General features: G+C 59.7%; 14 protein-coding genes. 8 read left to right on the forward strand and 6 right to left on the reverse strand.

The features are described from left to right. Positions 1-73 precede the first annotated feature (73 nt). Positions 74-475, reverse strand: a complete 402-nt coding sequence (locus CE491_RS12855; RefSeq protein ID WP_110948730.1) for an RNA-binding S4 domain-containing protein — start codon at positions 473-475, stop codon at positions 74-76. A gap of 118 nt (positions 476-593) precedes the next feature. On the opposite strand from CE491_RS12855, the gene rimA reads away from it, so the two are divergent. Genes rimA through rimK form a run of 3 tightly spaced genes read left to right on the forward strand, consistent with a single transcriptional unit; the run spans position 594 to position 2,767 of the window. Continuing rightward, positions 594-1,367, forward strand: coding sequence for a S6 modification regulatory phosphodiesterase RimA (rimA, locus tag CE491_RS12860; protein WP_110948731.1), 774 nt, complete (start codon positions 594-596; stop codon positions 1,365-1,367). A gap of 15 nt (positions 1,368-1,382) precedes the next feature. After that, the gene (gene rimB / locus CE491_RS12865; protein ID WP_110948732.1) at positions 1,383-1,865 is read left to right on the forward strand and encodes a retropepsin-like aspartic endopeptidase RimB; all 483 of its coding nucleotides are present in this window, start codon (positions 1,383-1,385) and stop codon (positions 1,863-1,865) included. Next, positions 1,862-2,767 (forward strand): 30S ribosomal protein S6--L-glutamate ligase, encoded by a 906-nt coding sequence (gene rimK / locus CE491_RS12870; protein WP_110948733.1) that lies wholly within the window; start codon positions 1,862-1,864, stop codon positions 2,765-2,767. The genes rimB and rimK overlap by 4 nt, the downstream gene beginning before the upstream one ends. 107 nt (positions 2,768-2,874) lie before the next feature. Here the strand turns inward: rimK and CE491_RS12875 are convergent, their stop codons facing one another. Beyond that, positions 2,875-4,188 (reverse strand): ATP-binding protein, encoded by a 1,314-nt coding sequence (locus CE491_RS12875; RefSeq protein WP_110948734.1) that lies wholly within the window; start codon positions 4,186-4,188, stop codon positions 2,875-2,877. 168 nt (positions 4,189-4,356) lie between these two features. Beyond that, positions 4,357-5,097: an osmolarity response regulator transcription factor OmpR gene (gene ompR / locus CE491_RS12880; protein WP_110948735.1), complete on the reverse strand. Its 741-nt coding sequence runs from the start codon at positions 5,095-5,097 to the stop codon at positions 4,357-4,359. 282 nt (positions 5,098-5,379) lie between these two features. Here ompR and CE491_RS12885 point away from each other — a divergent pair, with 282 nt between their 5' ends. The 3 genes from CE491_RS12885 to gshA all read left to right on the forward strand — a co-directional run bounded on the left by CE491_RS12885 (position 5,380) and on the right by gshA (position 9,874). Continuing rightward, the gene (locus tag CE491_RS12885; RefSeq protein ID WP_110948736.1) at positions 5,380-7,704 is read left to right on the forward strand and encodes a Tex family protein; all 2,325 of its coding nucleotides are present in this window, start codon (positions 5,380-5,382) and stop codon (positions 7,702-7,704) included. Continuing rightward, a complete protein-coding gene (locus CE491_RS12890; RefSeq protein ID WP_110948737.1) occupies positions 7,704-8,090 on the forward strand; it encodes a PaaI family thioesterase in 387 nt (128 codons plus the stop codon). Before CE491_RS12885 ends, CE491_RS12890 begins: the two co-directional genes overlap by 1 nt. Before the next feature lie 197 nt (positions 8,091-8,287). After that, positions 8,288-9,874 carry a glutamate--cysteine ligase gene (gene gshA / locus CE491_RS12895; protein WP_110948738.1) on the forward strand — a complete coding sequence of 529 codons (1,587 nt, stop codon included), beginning with the start codon at positions 8,288-8,290 and terminating at the stop codon, positions 9,872-9,874. Positions 9,875-10,023: 149 nt separating this feature from the next. Here gshA and argA read toward each other — a convergent pair whose 3' ends face one another. Then, positions 10,024-11,322: an amino-acid N-acetyltransferase gene (argA, locus tag CE491_RS12900; protein WP_110948739.1), complete on the reverse strand. Its 1,299-nt coding sequence runs from the start codon at positions 11,320-11,322 to the stop codon at positions 10,024-10,026. A 125-nt stretch (positions 11,323-11,447) separates the two neighbouring features. Next, positions 11,448-12,596: an acetylornithine deacetylase gene (gene argE / locus CE491_RS12905; RefSeq protein ID WP_110948740.1), complete on the reverse strand. Its 1,149-nt coding sequence runs from the start codon at positions 12,594-12,596 to the stop codon at positions 11,448-11,450. 183 nt (positions 12,597-12,779) lie between these two features. Here argE and CE491_RS12910 point away from each other — a divergent pair, with 183 nt between their 5' ends. Beyond that, positions 12,780-14,147: a CYTH domain-containing protein gene (locus CE491_RS12910; RefSeq protein WP_110948741.1), complete on the forward strand. Its 1,368-nt coding sequence runs from the start codon at positions 12,780-12,782 to the stop codon at positions 14,145-14,147. A gap of 337 nt (positions 14,148-14,484) precedes the next feature. Here the strand turns inward: CE491_RS12910 and CE491_RS12915 are convergent, their stop codons facing one another. Next, positions 14,485-14,955 (reverse strand): Lrp/AsnC family transcriptional regulator, encoded by a 471-nt coding sequence (locus CE491_RS12915; RefSeq protein ID WP_093465910.1) that lies wholly within the window; start codon positions 14,953-14,955, stop codon positions 14,485-14,487. Positions 14,956-15,113: 158 nt separating this feature from the next. Between CE491_RS12915 and CE491_RS12920 the strand changes: the two genes are divergently transcribed. Further along, entirely contained in the window at positions 15,114-15,461 is a 348-nt protein-coding gene (locus CE491_RS12920; RefSeq protein WP_110948742.1) for a hypothetical protein, read from the forward strand. The last annotated feature ends 27 nt before the right edge of the window (positions 15,462-15,488 follow it).

A 15,488-nucleotide genomic window follows, 5' to 3' on the forward strand; every position in this document is an offset into this window, starting at 1 on the left:
CGTAGCAGTTCGGCTTGCCAGCGGTGACGTCCTTGAGACCTATACCGGCGGCGAGCCGGACTGCTACCGGACGTTAGTCATCCGCCGAGTGAAAATGAAACAGCTGCCGACGCTGCTTTTTGGTCGGCTTGCCGTCAGTGGTGACACCCAGGCTTCCGGCCTTGCGCATCTCGGCGGCCTGTTCCCGTTTCGCCAGGCTTTCCGGGGTTTCGCTGTATAGCAGCTGAGCCTCCGGGGCCCCGCGTCGTACGATGGACAGCGCTTGAACTACCACCGTGCGCTCGTCGAACCCGGCGCGAACCTGAAACTCGTCGCCAATGCGCGGCTCCTTGCCGGGCTTGCAACGCTCGCCTCGGCAATGAACCTTGCCACTTTCGATCGCTGCCTTGGCTAATGCGCGAGTCTTGAAGAAGCGCGCTGCCCATAGCCATTTGTCCAGGCGAACCTTGTCGTCTTCGTCTGACTTTTGTGTCATCTGAATTCCTCAATCTGGTGATAGTCAGAACTGTACTACGCAACGTCGGGCACGCGGTTATCCCAACCGTCGTTTACACTGCCAGCCAAGACAGCCGACGCCGAATCTGGAGTACGACGTGACAGACTTCCCAACCTCATTGACTGGCGGATGCAGAGGCTGCAAAGACAGCCCGGAACTGGACTTCGATTTCGATTTTGCTTACCAGCCCATCGTGGACGTACGTAGCCGCTCTGTCTTCGCCTACGAAGCTCTGGTTCGGGGCTTGAACGGCGAAGGTGCGCAGGCGATGCTGAGCCGGGTCGACGATCAGAACCGATACCGTTTCGATCAATTGTGCCGAACCCGCGCAATTTCAACGGCTGCCAGCCTGAATATGAGCGAGCACCTGTCGATCAACTTCCTGCCCAACGCGGTCTACCGCCCGGAATTATGCATACGCAGCACCCTGGAGGCGGCACGCACGCACCACTTTCCGCTGGAGCGGCTGATTTTCGAGACTGTTGAAAGTGAGCATCTGGATAGCAATCACCACCTGACGAATATTCTGCGCGAATACCGCGAGTTCGGTTTCAAGACCGCCATCGACGATTTCGGCGCCGGGTATTCCGGGCTGACGTTGCTGGCTGACTTTCAGCCGGACCTGATCAAACTGGACATGGCACTGGTGCGAGATGTGCATCGTGATCGTGCACGTCAGATCATCGTTCGGGGGGTTGTCACAATGTGTACGGAGTTGGGCGTTACAGTGATCGCCGAAGGCATCGAGCATGCAGAAGAACGCGACTTTCTCGCCGACTGCGGAATATTCCTGATGCAGGGCTACTGGTTCGCCAAGCCCGCATTCAAGTCATTGGCACAGGTCGATCCTGGCGTCTGGCAGAACGCTTAAACGTACGGTATAGCTTTGAAAACATTCGACCATCTGACAGTCGTCGGCCTTCGCGAATGGGTGGCGCTCCCCAATTTGGGGGTCGCAGGCCTGCGCGCGAAGATCGACACTGGCGCCAGCACGTCCAGTCTGCACGCCACCGAAATCGAACCTTTTGAGCGCGATGGCGAGAAATGGGTGCGCTTCAACGCTCACCTGGGCACGGTCGTGCAACTGCGTCACCGCCGATGCGAAGCTCAACTGGTCGCGATGAAGACCATCAAAAGCTCCAATGGTCAGGCGCAGGTTCGCTATGTGATTCGCACCACGCTGGCGCTGGGAGATCGGGTCTGGCCGGTGGAATTCACCCTGGCCTGTCGCAAGGCCATGCGTTACCGGTTGTTATTGGGTTCCAAAGCCTTGATTGACGGCCAACTGGTGGTCAATCCGGGCATTACTTATGCTCAGGACAAGCCGGTGTATCCGGCTTCAAATCCCTCTGCCACAGGTGTTGCATGAAGATCGCTGTGCTTTCGCGAAACCCGCGTCTGTATTCAACTCGTCGTCTGGTCGAAGCTGGCACTCAGCGTGGCCATGAGGTCGTAGTGATCGATACCCTGCGCGCCTATATGAACATCGCCAGTCATAAGCCGCAGATCCACTATCGAGGAAAACCCCTGGAAGGCTTCGACGCGGTGATCCCGCGCATCGGCGCTTCCGTGACGTTCTATGGCTGCGCCGTGTTGCGTCAGTTCGAAATGATGGGGGTGTTCCCCCTCAACGAGTCAGTTGCCATCGCGCGCTCTCGGGACAAACTGCGTTCGCTGCAGCTGTTGTCACGACGCGGCATCGGCCTGCCGGTCACCGGTTTCGCCCACTCCCCCGACGATATTCCCGACCTGATCCAGATGGTCAACGGCGCTCCGCTGGTGATCAAGGTACTGGAAGGGACACAAGGCATTGGCGTGGTGCTGTGCGAAACCGCGACAGCGGCGGAGTCGGTGATCGAAGCCTTCATGGGCCTCAAGCAGGACATCATGGTGCAGGAGTACATCAAGGAAGCCGGCGGCGCCGATATCCGCTGCTTCGTGGTGGGCGATAAGGTCATTGCGTCGATGATGCGTCAGGCCAAGCCCGGCGAATTCCGCTCCAACCTGCACAGGGGTGGTACTGCCAGCCTGATCAAGATCACGCCGGAAGAACGCATGACCGCCATCCGAGCGGCCAAAGTCATGGGTTTGAGCGTCGCAGGCGTGGACATCCTGCGCTCCAACCACGGGCCTCTGGTCATGGAAGTGAACTCATCGCCAGGCCTTGAAGGCATTGAAGCCACAACCGGGAAGGATGTGGCGGGCATGATCATCCAGTACATCGAAAAGAATGGTGGGCCGCACATGACGCGGACCAAGGGTAAGGGGTAGTCGAGTAGCCTCACATCTTTAGAAACGCGCTTGCTCGCGATGTGGCATATCAGTGTGTCTGACCTACCGCCATCGCGGGCAAGCGCGCCTACGAGAATACTGCGAGATCAATCCGCATCTCTGGGCAACATCAGCCCCAGTGGCAGTCGCACCCGCGCTTCCAACCCGCCACCCGAGCGGTTGCGCAGTTCGACGTTGCCACCATGCATGGCAGCAATGCGCTTGACGATGGCGAGGCCCAGGCCAGTACCTTTGCCGCTGCGGGCGCGGTCGCCGCGGATGAAGGGGTTGAAGATGCCTTCCAGCTCCGACGGATCGATCCCCATGCCACGGTCCAGCACGCTGAGCACCACATAGGGCGCGCCGCTGTCGCCGGAAACGTAGGCCGCGACTTCGACGCCATCGCCCGCGTGGTGCATCGCGTTGCCGATCAGGTTGTTGAGCAGGCGCTTCATCGAGACACGGCGCAGCGCAAACGGCGGGATCGACTCCAGGCACAAGCGCACCTGCTCGACCGGGCTGTTGTAGGGCGCCACCACTTCGTGAACCAGTTCGACCAGATCAACTTCTTCGACTTCTTCGTCACGCCCATCGCGAATGAACGCCAGGAACTGGTCGAGTATGGCGTCCATGTCCTCGATATCGCGCACCATGCCTTCCATGAACTCGTTGTTGGCGGGCATCAACTCCAGCGACAGGCGCAATCGCGTCAGCGGGGTTCGCAGGTCATGGGAGACTCCCGCCAGCATCAATTCCCGCTCCTGCCCCGCCTGTTCGACGTCTTCGGCCATCTGGTTGAAGGCGCGATAAACCTCGGTCATCTCGCTGGGGGTATCGCTGACCGGCAACCGTACGCTGCGCCCCTGCCCCAGTTGGCGGGCGGCGAAGACGAGACGCTTGAGCGGCCGATTGAGCTGACTGACGAAGATCCACGCCGAAGCAGTGGACAGCAAGCCGATCGCCAGGAACCAACCAAGTACGCTCCAGATTTTCTGGCCGCGCAACGGGTGCGGATACAGAGGTACTTTCAGCCAGCCATCACCCAGGCTTGGCGCTCGCACCCACAAGGCAGGCGGGGCATGGACACGCAGCCGCACCTCGGTGTCGGCTCCAAGCTCGGCCTGCATCTGCCGCTGATAAATTTCCGAATACGGCCAATGCTGCTCACCTTCCGGGACACCGCCGCCCACCACGCGAATCAGGCCCGCCGCATCGGCGATGGTCTGTCTGTCGCTTTCATCCGCCGCCCAATAGGCCCGCAACGTCAAGGCGACACCATGGCTGTACTGACGGTCGACCAGCACGTCTTCGTTCATCAGCAGATAAACCAGGGTCAATGCCTTGGAAAACAGCACGACGATGAGCACTAGCCACAGGGTGCGAGAGAAAAAACTTTGCGGGAACCAGAGCGGTGTCTTCATAACAGCAGCTACACACTTTGCAGGAGCGAGCCAGGCTCGCGAGATTTCGCGGAAGGCAAGAGACAGCAAAACCAGTCACCCCGATACCCTCCTTTTTTAGGAAGCTCCGAGTGACTGGTCAGCGTAAGCGGGCTTGCAATGCGCCCGGCAGGCAGCCTGTCGACTTGCTTACTGCTTGCTGGCACCATCCGGCACGAACACATAACCCACGCCCCAGACCGTCTGGATGTAGCGCGGCTTGGCGGCATCGACTTCGATCAGACGACGCAGACGGGAAATCTGCACGTCGATGGAGCGCTCGAGCGCGTCCCACTCGCGGCCTCGGGCAAGGTTCATCAGCTTGTCACGGGTGAGTGGTTCGCGTGCGTGCATGACCAGCGCCTTGAGCACAGCGAACTCACCGGTGGTGAGCATGTGAACCTGGTCGCCTTTCTTGAGTTCGCGAGTGGCAAGGGACAGCTCGTATTCGCCGAAGGTGACGGTTTCGTCCTCGCTGGCTGGCGCGCCGGGCACAGGCGCGGACTGACGACGCAGCACAGCCTTGACGCGAGCCATCAGCTCATCGGGGTTGAAAGGCTTGGCCAGATAGTCGTCAGCGCCTAGTTCCAGGCCCTTGATGCGGCTCAGCTCATCGCCCTTGGCGGTCAGCATGATAATCGGCACCTGATTGTTCGCGGCGCGTAGCCGACGACAGGCGGAAAGGCCGTCTTCGCCGGGCAGCATCAGATCCAGCACCACCAGGTGAAAGACTTCGCGAGCCAGCAGGCGGTCCATCTGCTCCACATTGGCCACGGCACGGGCGCGATAACCCTTGCTGGTGAAAAAGCGTTCTAACAGGCTGCTCAGGCCCGGGTCATCGTCAACGATGAGGATTTTCTCGCCTTCAGCCGTTTGTGCAGTGCTGCTCATTGGATGCTCCTTTGATCTCGGCGCGCATTATGGCGTAGCTGCTGTGATGTGCACCGTGTGCATTGTTAGCAGATTTTTCCTGAGCCGACACTGATGCTCTGCGTCAGGGTTTTGCAGAGGTCTTCAGCTGCGTCCTGCGCGCCGGTTTGCAGCATCTGACAGGACGATCCCCTAATCGGAGTTCACTGGTTATAATGCGCCGCCCTCAAGATCAGGCACCACGCGCTCCAGGCGGTTCGCCAGCAGCCGGATTTTTTGCACACACATTTGCCAGGTGGTTTTATGGACAGCATCAACAGCCGCATCGCCGAGGAACTCGGCGTCCGCCCGCAACAGGTCGAAGCGGCCGTCGCCCTACTGGATGAAGGCTCTACCGTGCCGTTCATCGCTCGCTACCGTAAAGAAGTGACTGGCAGCCTCGATGACACGCAATTGCGTCATCTGGAAGAGCGCCTGCGCTACCTGCGCGAACTCGACGAGCGCCGCATCAGCATCCTCGCCAGCATTGAAGAGCAAGGCAAGCTGACCCCGGAGCTGGCGCGCGACATCAAGCTCGCCGACACCAAGACCCGCCTCGAAGACTTGTACCTGCCCTATAAACAGAAGCGCCGCACCAAAGGTCAGATTGCGCTGGAAGCGGGCCTTGGCGAGCTGGCAGACAGCCTGTTCAACGACCCGAGCCTGACGCCTGAGACTGAAGCCGCGCGCTTCGTCGATGCTGAGAAAGGGTTCGCCGACGTCAAGGCGGTGCTCGAAGGGGCCAAGTACATCCTGATGGAGCGCTTCGCCGAAGACGCCACTCTGCTGGAAAAACTGCGCGGTTTCCTCAAACAGGAAGCGGTGATCAGCGCACGCGTCGTGGCGGGCAAGGAAGAAGAAGGCGCCAAGTTCCGCGACTACTTCGAACACGACGAGCCACTGAAAAGCATGCCATCGCACCGCGCCCTGGCGATTTTCCGTGGCCGCAACGAAGGCATTCTGAGCTCTGCATTGAGAGTCGGTGAAGAGCTGCCCGGCACTCTTCACCCATGTGAAATGATGATCAGCGAGCGCTTTGGCCTTCAGAATCAGAATCGTCCGGCAGACAAATGGTTGGCCGAAGTCGTGCGCTGGACCTGGAAGGTCAAGCTGTACTCCCATCTGGAAACCGACCTGCTCGGCGAGTTGCGCGATGGCGCGGAGACCGAAGCGATTAACGTCTTCGCCCATAACCTCCATGACCTGTTGCTGGCAGCTCCCGCCGGTCCCCGCGCCACATTAGGCCTGGACCCCGGCCTGCGCACCGGCTGCAAGGTCGCCGTGGTCGACGCGACCGGCAAATTGCTGGATTACGCCACGGTCTACCCGCACGTGCCGAAAAACCAGTGGGATCAGACCATCGCCGTGCTGGCCGCGCTCTGCGCCAAGCATTCGGTCGACCTGATCGCCATTGGCAACGGCACCGCCAGCCGCGAAACCGACAAGCTGGCTGCCGAACTGATCAAAAAATATCCAGGCCTGAAAATGACCAAGGTCATGGTTTCCGAAGCCGGCGCATCCGTCTATTCGGCGTCGGAGCTGGCGGCCAAGGAATTCCCGGATCTGGACGTGTCGATTCGTGGCGCGGTGTCCATCGCCCGTCGCCTGCAGGATCCATTGGCCGAACTGGTGAAGATCGATCCAAAGTCCATTGGGGTCGGCCAGTACCAGCATGACGTGTCGCAGCTCAAGCTGGCGCGAGGCCTGGACGCCGTGGTCGAGGACTGCGTGAACGCCGTGGGCGTGGACGTGAACACTGCTTCGGTCGCGCTACTGGCTCGGATCTCGGGCCTGAACACCACCCTGGCGCAGAACATCGTTAGCCATCGCGACGAGAATGGCGCATTCAAGACCCGCGCTTCGTTGAAGAAAGTCGCGCGTCTTGGCGAAAAAACCTTCGAACAGGCTGCAGGTTTCCTGCGCGTGATGAACGGCGATAATCCACTGGACTCCTCCGCCGTTCACCCGGAGGCGTATCCGTTGGTCCAGCGCATCGCTGCTGAAACCGACCGCGATATTCGTTCACTGATCGGCGACGCCAGCTTCCTCAAACGCCTTGACCCGAAGAAATTCACCGACGAGACTTTCGGTCTGCCGACTGTGACCGATATTCTTCAAGAGCTTGAAAAACCGGGCCGTGATCCGCGCCCCGAATTCAAGACCGCTGAGTTCCAGGACGGCGTCGAAGACCTCAAGGATTTGCAGCTGGGCATGATTCTCGAAGGTGTGGTCACCAACGTGACCAACTTTGGGGCGTTCGTCGACATCGGCGTGCATCAGGACGGTTTGGTGCATATCTCCGCGCTTTCGGAGAAATTCATCAAGGATCCGCGGGAAGCGGTGAAGGCAGGCGACGTAGTCAAGGTCAAGGTTATGGAAGTCGACATACCGCGCAAACGCGTCGGCCTGTCGATGCGCATGAGCGACACCCCGGGTGAGAAGATCGACGGCGCGCGCGGCGCACGTCCTGGCTCGGCCCCTCGTCAGCAACAAAGCAGTGCGCCACGCAAAGAAAACGTGACAGCAGCCCCGGCCAACAATGCCATGGCCTCGCTGTTCGCCAACGCCAAACAACTGAAGAAACGCTGATGGATATCCCGGACGACCTCAAGCAAAGCGCTTACTTCAAGACCCTGGGTTGCCGCATCGTGCGGTTGAGCGAAGAAGGCGTCGCCGAAGTGGCACTGGCGCTGGAACCGCATCTACGCAACCGCGGCAACGTGATGCATGGCGGAGCCCTGTTCAGCCTGGTTGATATTGCGATGGGCCTGGCTTGTTCCAGTGCTCATGGCTTCGACAAGCAAAGCGTAACCGTCGAGTGCAAGATCAACTACATGCGCGGCGTTGCGGATGGCGAAGTCACTTGTGTGGCGACGGTCCTGCATGCCGGTCGTCGCACGCTGGTGGTCGAAGCCGCCGTGCATCAGGCCGACAAGCTCGTCGCTAAAGCACAGGGCACGTTCGCGATCGTCTAGCTGTCCGATGGCGATATGAGTTAATTTCGGCACTGTGTTTCAGTGTCGAGATTTTCCGATTTGTCTGTGGGAGCGATCGGCGACGGCCTTGGGCGTTCGGACCAAAAACGAGGCGAAAACGCCAGTTCCTTTCTTCACCCTTGTAGACCGCCATATCGCCCCCATATAGGGCCGACTGACGCGTGAAGGAATCCAACTTGAGCGAACTTCTCAATCGCCGCCTGGCTCTGCTTGGCGAGCACTCTCACCTCTCCCTTCTGGAGAAGTGCTTGCACGGCATCGAGCGCGAGTGCCTGCGCGTTACAGGTGAAGGCCGTCTGGCCCAGACACCGCACCCCGAATTCCTGGGTTCTGCGCTGACCAACGAGCAGATCACCACCGATTATTCCGAGTCGCTGCTGGAGTTCATCACTCCGGCGCTGACCAACCCTGCCGACACGCTGGACAGCCTGGAGAAGATCCATCGCTTCGCCTACAGCAAGCTGGGCAGCGAGTACATCTGGAGCCCTTCGATGCCGTGCCCGCTGCCGGCCGAAGAAGACATCCCGATCGCCTATTACGGCACCTCGAACATCGGCAAGCTCAAGTACGTGTATCGCCAGGGTCTGGCGCTGCGCTACGGCAGGACCATGCAGTGCATCGCAGGGATTCATTACAACTTTTCGCTACCCGAAGACATTTGGTCAGTGCTCAAACAGACCGTGGACTTCGACGGCACCGACCGCGATTTCCAGTCCGAGAGCTACATTGGCCTGATCCGTAATTTCCGGCGCTACAGCTGGCTGTTGATGTATTTGTTCGGCGCCTCCCCGGCGCTGGACGCCAGCTTCCTGCGTGGGCGCTCGCATCAGTTGGAGCAGTTCGACGCTGACACGTTGTATCTGCCCTACGCCACCAGCCTGCGCATGAGCGATCTGGGTTACCAGAGCAACGCCCAGGCGGATCTGACGCCGTGCTACAACGATTTGCTGACCTACACCGACAGCCTGCGCAAAGCGGTGGCAACGCCGTATGCGCCTTACGTCGAGATTGGCACGCACAAGGATGGCGAGTGGATTCAGCTCAACACCAACGTGCTGCAGATCGAAAACGAGTACTACTCCACCATTCGCCCCAAGCGCGTCACTTACTCCGGCGAGCGTCCGATTCAGGCGTTGGTCGCCCGCGGCGTGCAGTACGTTGAAGTTCGCTGCTTGGATATCAACCCGTTCCTGCCGGTCGGTATCGACCTGCAACAGTCGCGCTTCATCGATGCATTCATCCTGTTCTGCGCGCTGCAGGACAGCCCGCAATTGGCCGACTGCGAATGTGGCAATGCCAGCGGCAACTTCCTGACCGTGGTCAAGGAAGGCCGTCGTCCGGGCCTGCAATTGAGCCGCAACACGTCTACCATCGACCTCAAGGTCTGGGCCGATGAGTTGCTGGATACGATCGAGCCGATCGCCGCGCTGCTGGACAAGAGCCAGGGCATCGACGAGCACGCCAGATCCCTGGCCGCTCAACGTGTGAAAGTCGCAGATGCATCGTTGACGCCTTCGGCGCAGGTCCTGGCGGCCATGACGGAACACAAGGAAGGCTTCACGGCGTTCTCCCTGCGTCAGGCCCAAGCTCACGCCGAATACTTCCGCAGCCGCCCGCTGAGCGTGGAAGACCAGACCGACTTCGAAACCCGCGCCCGCGAATCCCTGGCCGAGCAATCAAAGCTGGAACAGACCGAAGAGCCGGTGGATTTCGATGTCTTCGTCGGGGCGTATCAGGCGAGCATTCTGGCAATCAGTAACTGATGGAGAGGCGCCAGGTCAGTCACTGACACGGCGCGCTAACGACTGCAGGGGCCCACCTGCCCGCGATTGCGGTGGGTCAGACACCACAGCGGCGTCCCAAGTGATGCATCGCGGGCAAGCGCGCTCCTACAGGATGCAGGCACTCTGGGCTAAATCGCCTTCTCGAAAATCTTCGAATTACGCTGGTAGTTGTACAGCGAGGCCCGAGCACTTGGCAGACGGTCGACGCTGCTTGGCTCGAAGCCGCGCTCGCGGAACCAATGCGCGGTGCGGGTGGTGAGAACGAACAAGGTCTTCAGACCCTGCGCCCGCGCCCGATCTTCGATGCGCTCGAGCAGTTCGTCCCCACGCCCCCCGTGGCGATATTCGGGGTTCACTGCCAGGCACGCCAGCTCACCTGCCTCGGAATCGGCAATCGGATACAGCGCCGCGCAGGCGATGATCAATCCTTCGCGCTCGACCACGCTGAACTGCTCGATCTCGCGCTCCAGCATTTCGCGTGAACGACGCACCAAAATGCCCTGCTCTTCCAGCGGCGTGATCAGATCGATCAAGCCGCCCACGTCGCCAATCGACGCCTCGCGCACCAGCTCGAACTGCTCTTGGGCCACCAGCGTACCGCCACCGGCACGGGTGAACAGCTCCGACAACAGCGCACCATCTTCGGCGTAGCTGACGATATGACTGCGCGCCACGCCACCACGACAGGCCTGAGCGGCCGCATCGAGCAATTCCGCCTGATAGTTGCTGCCCAGGCGCTGAAGATGCGCCGGAACCTGCTGTGGACGCAGCTCGCGCACCAGACGCCCCTGTTCATCCATCAAGCCGGACTCGGCGCCGAACAACAGCAGCTTCTCCGCCCCCAGATCGATGGCAGCGCGGGTCGCGACGTCTTCGCAGGCGAGGTTGAAGATCTCACCGGTCGGCGAGTAACCCAGCGGCGACAGCAAGACGATCGAGCGCTCGTCGAGCAGGCGATTGATACCCTTGCGGTCGATACGACGTACTTCGCCAGTGTGCTGGTAGTCAACACCTTCAAGCACGCCAATCGGCCGTGCCGTCACGAAATTACCGCTGGCCACACGCAGGCGTGAGCCCTGCATCGGCGAAGCGGCCATGTCCATCGACAGGCGCGCTTCGATGGCGATCCGCAATGCACCCACCGCATCGATCACGCACTCAAGCGTTGCAACGTCGGTTACGCGCATGTCGCGATGGAAATGCGGCGTCAGGCCACGGCCTTCCAGGCGGCTTTCGATTTGCGGACGGGAGCCATGAACCAGCACCAGACGCACGCCAAGGCTGTGTAGCAGGACGAGGTCGTGAACGATGTTGCCGAAGTTAGGATGCTCGATGCCGTCGCCCGGAAGCATGACGACGAAGGTGCAATCCCGGTGGGCATTGATGTAGGGAGACGCGTGGCGGAGCCAATTGACGTAATCGGGCATATCCGAAAGAGCCTGTAAGAAGATGGACGAAGGGTGGAACACTCACAACGGCATGAGCTTTATCGTCGGAACAGGCATCGCAACACGCGTACTCTCCTTCTTGACTGATTCTGGAATGGCCCGGCTCACGCGGGAGTCAGGCAGTAATGTTCGATCAACTGACGCAATAGACGCACTGTGGGCTGCAAACGTGACATTTCGAGATATTCGCCAGGCTGGTGCGCACAGGCGATGTCACCCGGCCCCAACACGATCGTTTCGCAACCAAGGCGCTGAAGATAAGGCGCTTCGGTGCCAAATGCCACTGCTTCGGCCGTATGACCGGTCAGACGCTCGGCAACGCGCACCAGTTCCGCATCGGCACTTTGTTCGAATGGCGCAACCTCCGAGAACAGCGGCGCATAGTCGATTTTCACCTGATGGTGTTCAGCCAGGGGTTGCAGCTTCTGTCGGATGGCGGCACGCAGCATTTCCGGATCCATGCCAGGCAATGGGCGCAGGTCGAACTCAAGCGAGCACTGGCCGCAAATGCGATTGGGGTTGTCACCGCCATGGATACAGCCGAAGTTCATGGTCGGTTGAGGCACGCTGAACTGCGGGTTGCTGAACTGCGTCTGCCATTGCTGACGCAGGCCCTTGAGCGCGCCGATCGCGTCATACATCGCTTCAAGCGCGCTGTGGCCCAGGCTCGGATCCGACGAATGCCCACTGCGCCCGAGGATCTCGATGCGCTCCATCATCACGCCCTTGTGCAGGCGAATGGGCTTGAGGCCCGTAGGCTCGCCGATCACTGCAGCGCGTCCCAGCACGCCGCCGGCCGCCGCGAGGGCCTTGGCACCGGACATCGAGCTTTCTTCGTCGCAGGTCGCCAGAATGATCAACGGCTGCTTGAACGGCTTGTCCAGCAAGGGTTGCAGCGCTTCGATCGCCAGTGCGAAGAAGCCTTTCATGTCGCAACTGCCAAGTCCCACCCAGCTGCCGTCAACTTCTGTCAGCTTCAGCGGATCGGTCTTCCATAGCGCGTCGTCATAGGGAACGGTGTCGCTGTGGCCGGACAGCACAAGACCGCCAGGGCCGGAACCAAAAGTCGCCAGCAGATTGAACTTGCCCGGGCTGACTTGCCGGATGTCGCAGGCGAAACCCAGATCGCCGAGCCAAGTGGCCAGCAGGTCGATGACAGTGCGGTTGGATTGGTCCAGCGCGGGCTGCGTACAGCTCACCGAAGGCGCGGCGATCAGGGCCGCGAATTGGTCTTTCATGGACGGCAACGGCATAGGCGACTCCTCTAATGCTGGCGCATGGCGAACCATCATAGGGTGATTGGACAGCAGGAATAAACCGTCACGGGTGATGTCCTGTACACTGCACGACCCACGCAGCTGTGTCGATTCCGGCTGCGTCCCCTTCTTCTCAGAGAAAGAGCGCCTATCAGCGATAGAGCGCCTGGATTCCCGGCCATGCAGAAAGAAACCGAAATCAAACTCCGCGTCAGCCGCGAAACCCTCATTGCCCTGCGCGAGCACCCGTTGCTGAAGAAACGCAACAAAAGCGGCTGGGAGCGGCTGGAGCTGTTCAACCAGTACTTCGACACCCCCGAGCGTGAACTCGCCCACGCCAAAGTTGCCTTGCGCCTGCGCCGTGATGGCGATGCGATCATCCAGACCCTGAAGACTCGCGGCCAGAGCGTTGCCGGCCTGTCGGAGCGCAACGAGTACAACTGGGATCTGCCCAAAGCCAAGCTGGATGTGAAAAAGCTGGACGGCGAGTGCTGGCCAGAGCAACTGGCGAATCTGGACAAGAAAACCATCAAGCCGGTGTTCACCACTGATTTCGTTCGCGAGAAAGCCGAGATCGCCTGGGGTCGTGGCAAGTCCAGGGTGGTGATCGAGGCTGCGCTGGACCTGGGCAAGGTCATCGTGGGCAAGCAGCAGGAAGAAATCTGTGAGCTGGAACTGGAACTGCGTGAAGGCGAGCCTGCCGCACTCCTTGAGCTGGCCGCGGAGCTGGCCGAGAAACTGGCGCTGATGCCGTGTGACATCAGCAAGGCTGAGCGAGGCTATCGCCTGTTCGACGCCAGCAGCTACTCGATCAAGCTGCCAGCCCCAGAGCTGCATGCCGAGACGTCCGTAGACGACGCCTACAGTGCGCTGGCCTGGTATCTGTTGGGCAGCAGCCAGCGTCTGGCCGAGCAATATCGTTTCAACGGGCACTGGAGCCTGTTGCAGGACTGGGTCGAGGTGCTTGCCGAGCTGCGTGCACTGACGGGCAGCCTGGGCCAGGCCGCCCCGCGTGCCACTACTCACGACCTGCGGGCCGCGCTTGACGCGTTGCTGGAAGACTGGCGCACGCTGGTTCAGGCCGGACAGGAAGATGCCGATGTGCGCGCCGCGGCCCATGAACAATTCATCGAAGAACTCGAAGACCCGCGTTGGGGCCTGTTTTCGCTGACCACCTCGCGTTGGTTGATGGCGCAAAGCTGGACCGTCGAGCGCAACAACCGCGGCAATCGTCAGGGCCACGCGATGCTCAGCAGTTGGATGCCGCGTTTGCTCGGTGATGAGGCAACTGCGTTGAATCTTGCGCGCTATCAGCAGCAGCCGGAAGATCTGGCCGAGCAATTGCCGCGTATCGAGCGCATCCAGGTCTGGCTGCACCATGCACGCCACACTTTGGAATTGCCGGAGCTGGATCGTCTGTATGGCGAGTTGAACAAGCTGGAGCAACTGGCGCACCTGGACATCAGCGATGAAATCCTCGAAGCCCGCGTGCAACAGACCATCACCGTGCTGCAAAGCCGGGCCTGGAAGACGTTGTTGAAGATCTAGGTAACGTCACAATCCGCTCACCACTGGGCGGATGAAGCTACCTCCTATGCGAGCTATGTGAAAACCTCAGCAACTCGGTGACTGGTTAAAAAATGAACTGGAAATTGCGCCTCCACGTAAATTCCAGGTCCGCCACACCGGCCGATCTTTTTCAGAATACGTAGAAAGGCGCAGTTCAATCTTTCGCTAGGGTTTTCACACTGTGTGGGAGTGAGCTTGCTCACGAAGGCGTTTTTTCAGATGTCGCCAGGATGACTGACAGATTGCATTCGTGAGCAAGCTTATTCCCACAAATTCCGGTTCCCACCTCTCCCGCGCTTTTTTCCAGGTCTGCGTTTCACCTGACAATCGGCAAACTCGTCGTCGACTTGATCTCCGAAAGCGCCACGGTCGAATTCACCTCCTGAATCCCCGGCACCAGCGATAGTTTTTCGAAGAAAAAACGCTCATACGCTTCGATGTCCGGCGTCACGATGCGCAGCAAAAAGTCTACTGACCCCATCAGCACATAACACTCCAGCACCTCCGGAAATCCGCGAATCGCTTCGGTGAACTCAGTGAAGTTCGAGCGGCCATGGGCGTTGAGTTTTACCTCGGCGAATATCTGCGTATTGAGCCCAATCTTCTTGCGATCCAGCAGGGTCACCTGTCGCCGGATCACGCCCTCGTCCTTCAAGCGTTGAATCCTGCGCCAGCACGGCGATTGCGACAGCCCCACCTGTTCAGCGATTTGCGCGCTGGATAACGAGGCGTCCTCCTGCAGCAATGCCAGAATCTTACGGTCGTAGGCATCCAGCTCGATTTGCATAATCAATTCCCAATAACAGCTAATAGAGCATTAACAAGTCGTACCAAGCGTAATTCAGTCGATCATGGATCAGAAATTTCTTTTTCGGTATGTAAAACTTTCTTTCACTCAATCGCCCGTCACATTCATTCACGTAATCGACGAAACAGGAGTTCAGCATGCCGCACCTCGAAGCCGTCACCACCGCCCCGCTTCGCCACGACGCCTGGTCTGCCAATAACGCCCATTGCCGCTCGCGTTATCAGATCTTCGCCGAAGCCGAGCCCGACCTGATCTGCCGAGTGCTGAACCTGTTCGCCATGCAGTACCTGATCCCGCAGCAAGTTAGCGTGCTGCAGCAGGAAGACATGCTGATGATCGAGGTGGAAGTGGACGGCATGACCTGGCATCGAGCCCAAGTCATTGGTGAAAAAATGCGCAATTTGATCAATGTTTGCACAGTCGCACTGGAACCGATCGGCGATTTCCACGTCCTATCCGAGCCCGTCTCACTCGCCGTCGGTTGAGCGCGCCGAAAATATTGGCAACGCTTC

It is taken from the genome of Pseudomonas bohemica, assembly GCF_002934685.1.
Lineage (GTDB): Bacteria > Pseudomonadota > Gammaproteobacteria > Pseudomonadales > Pseudomonadaceae > Aquipseudomonas > Aquipseudomonas bohemica.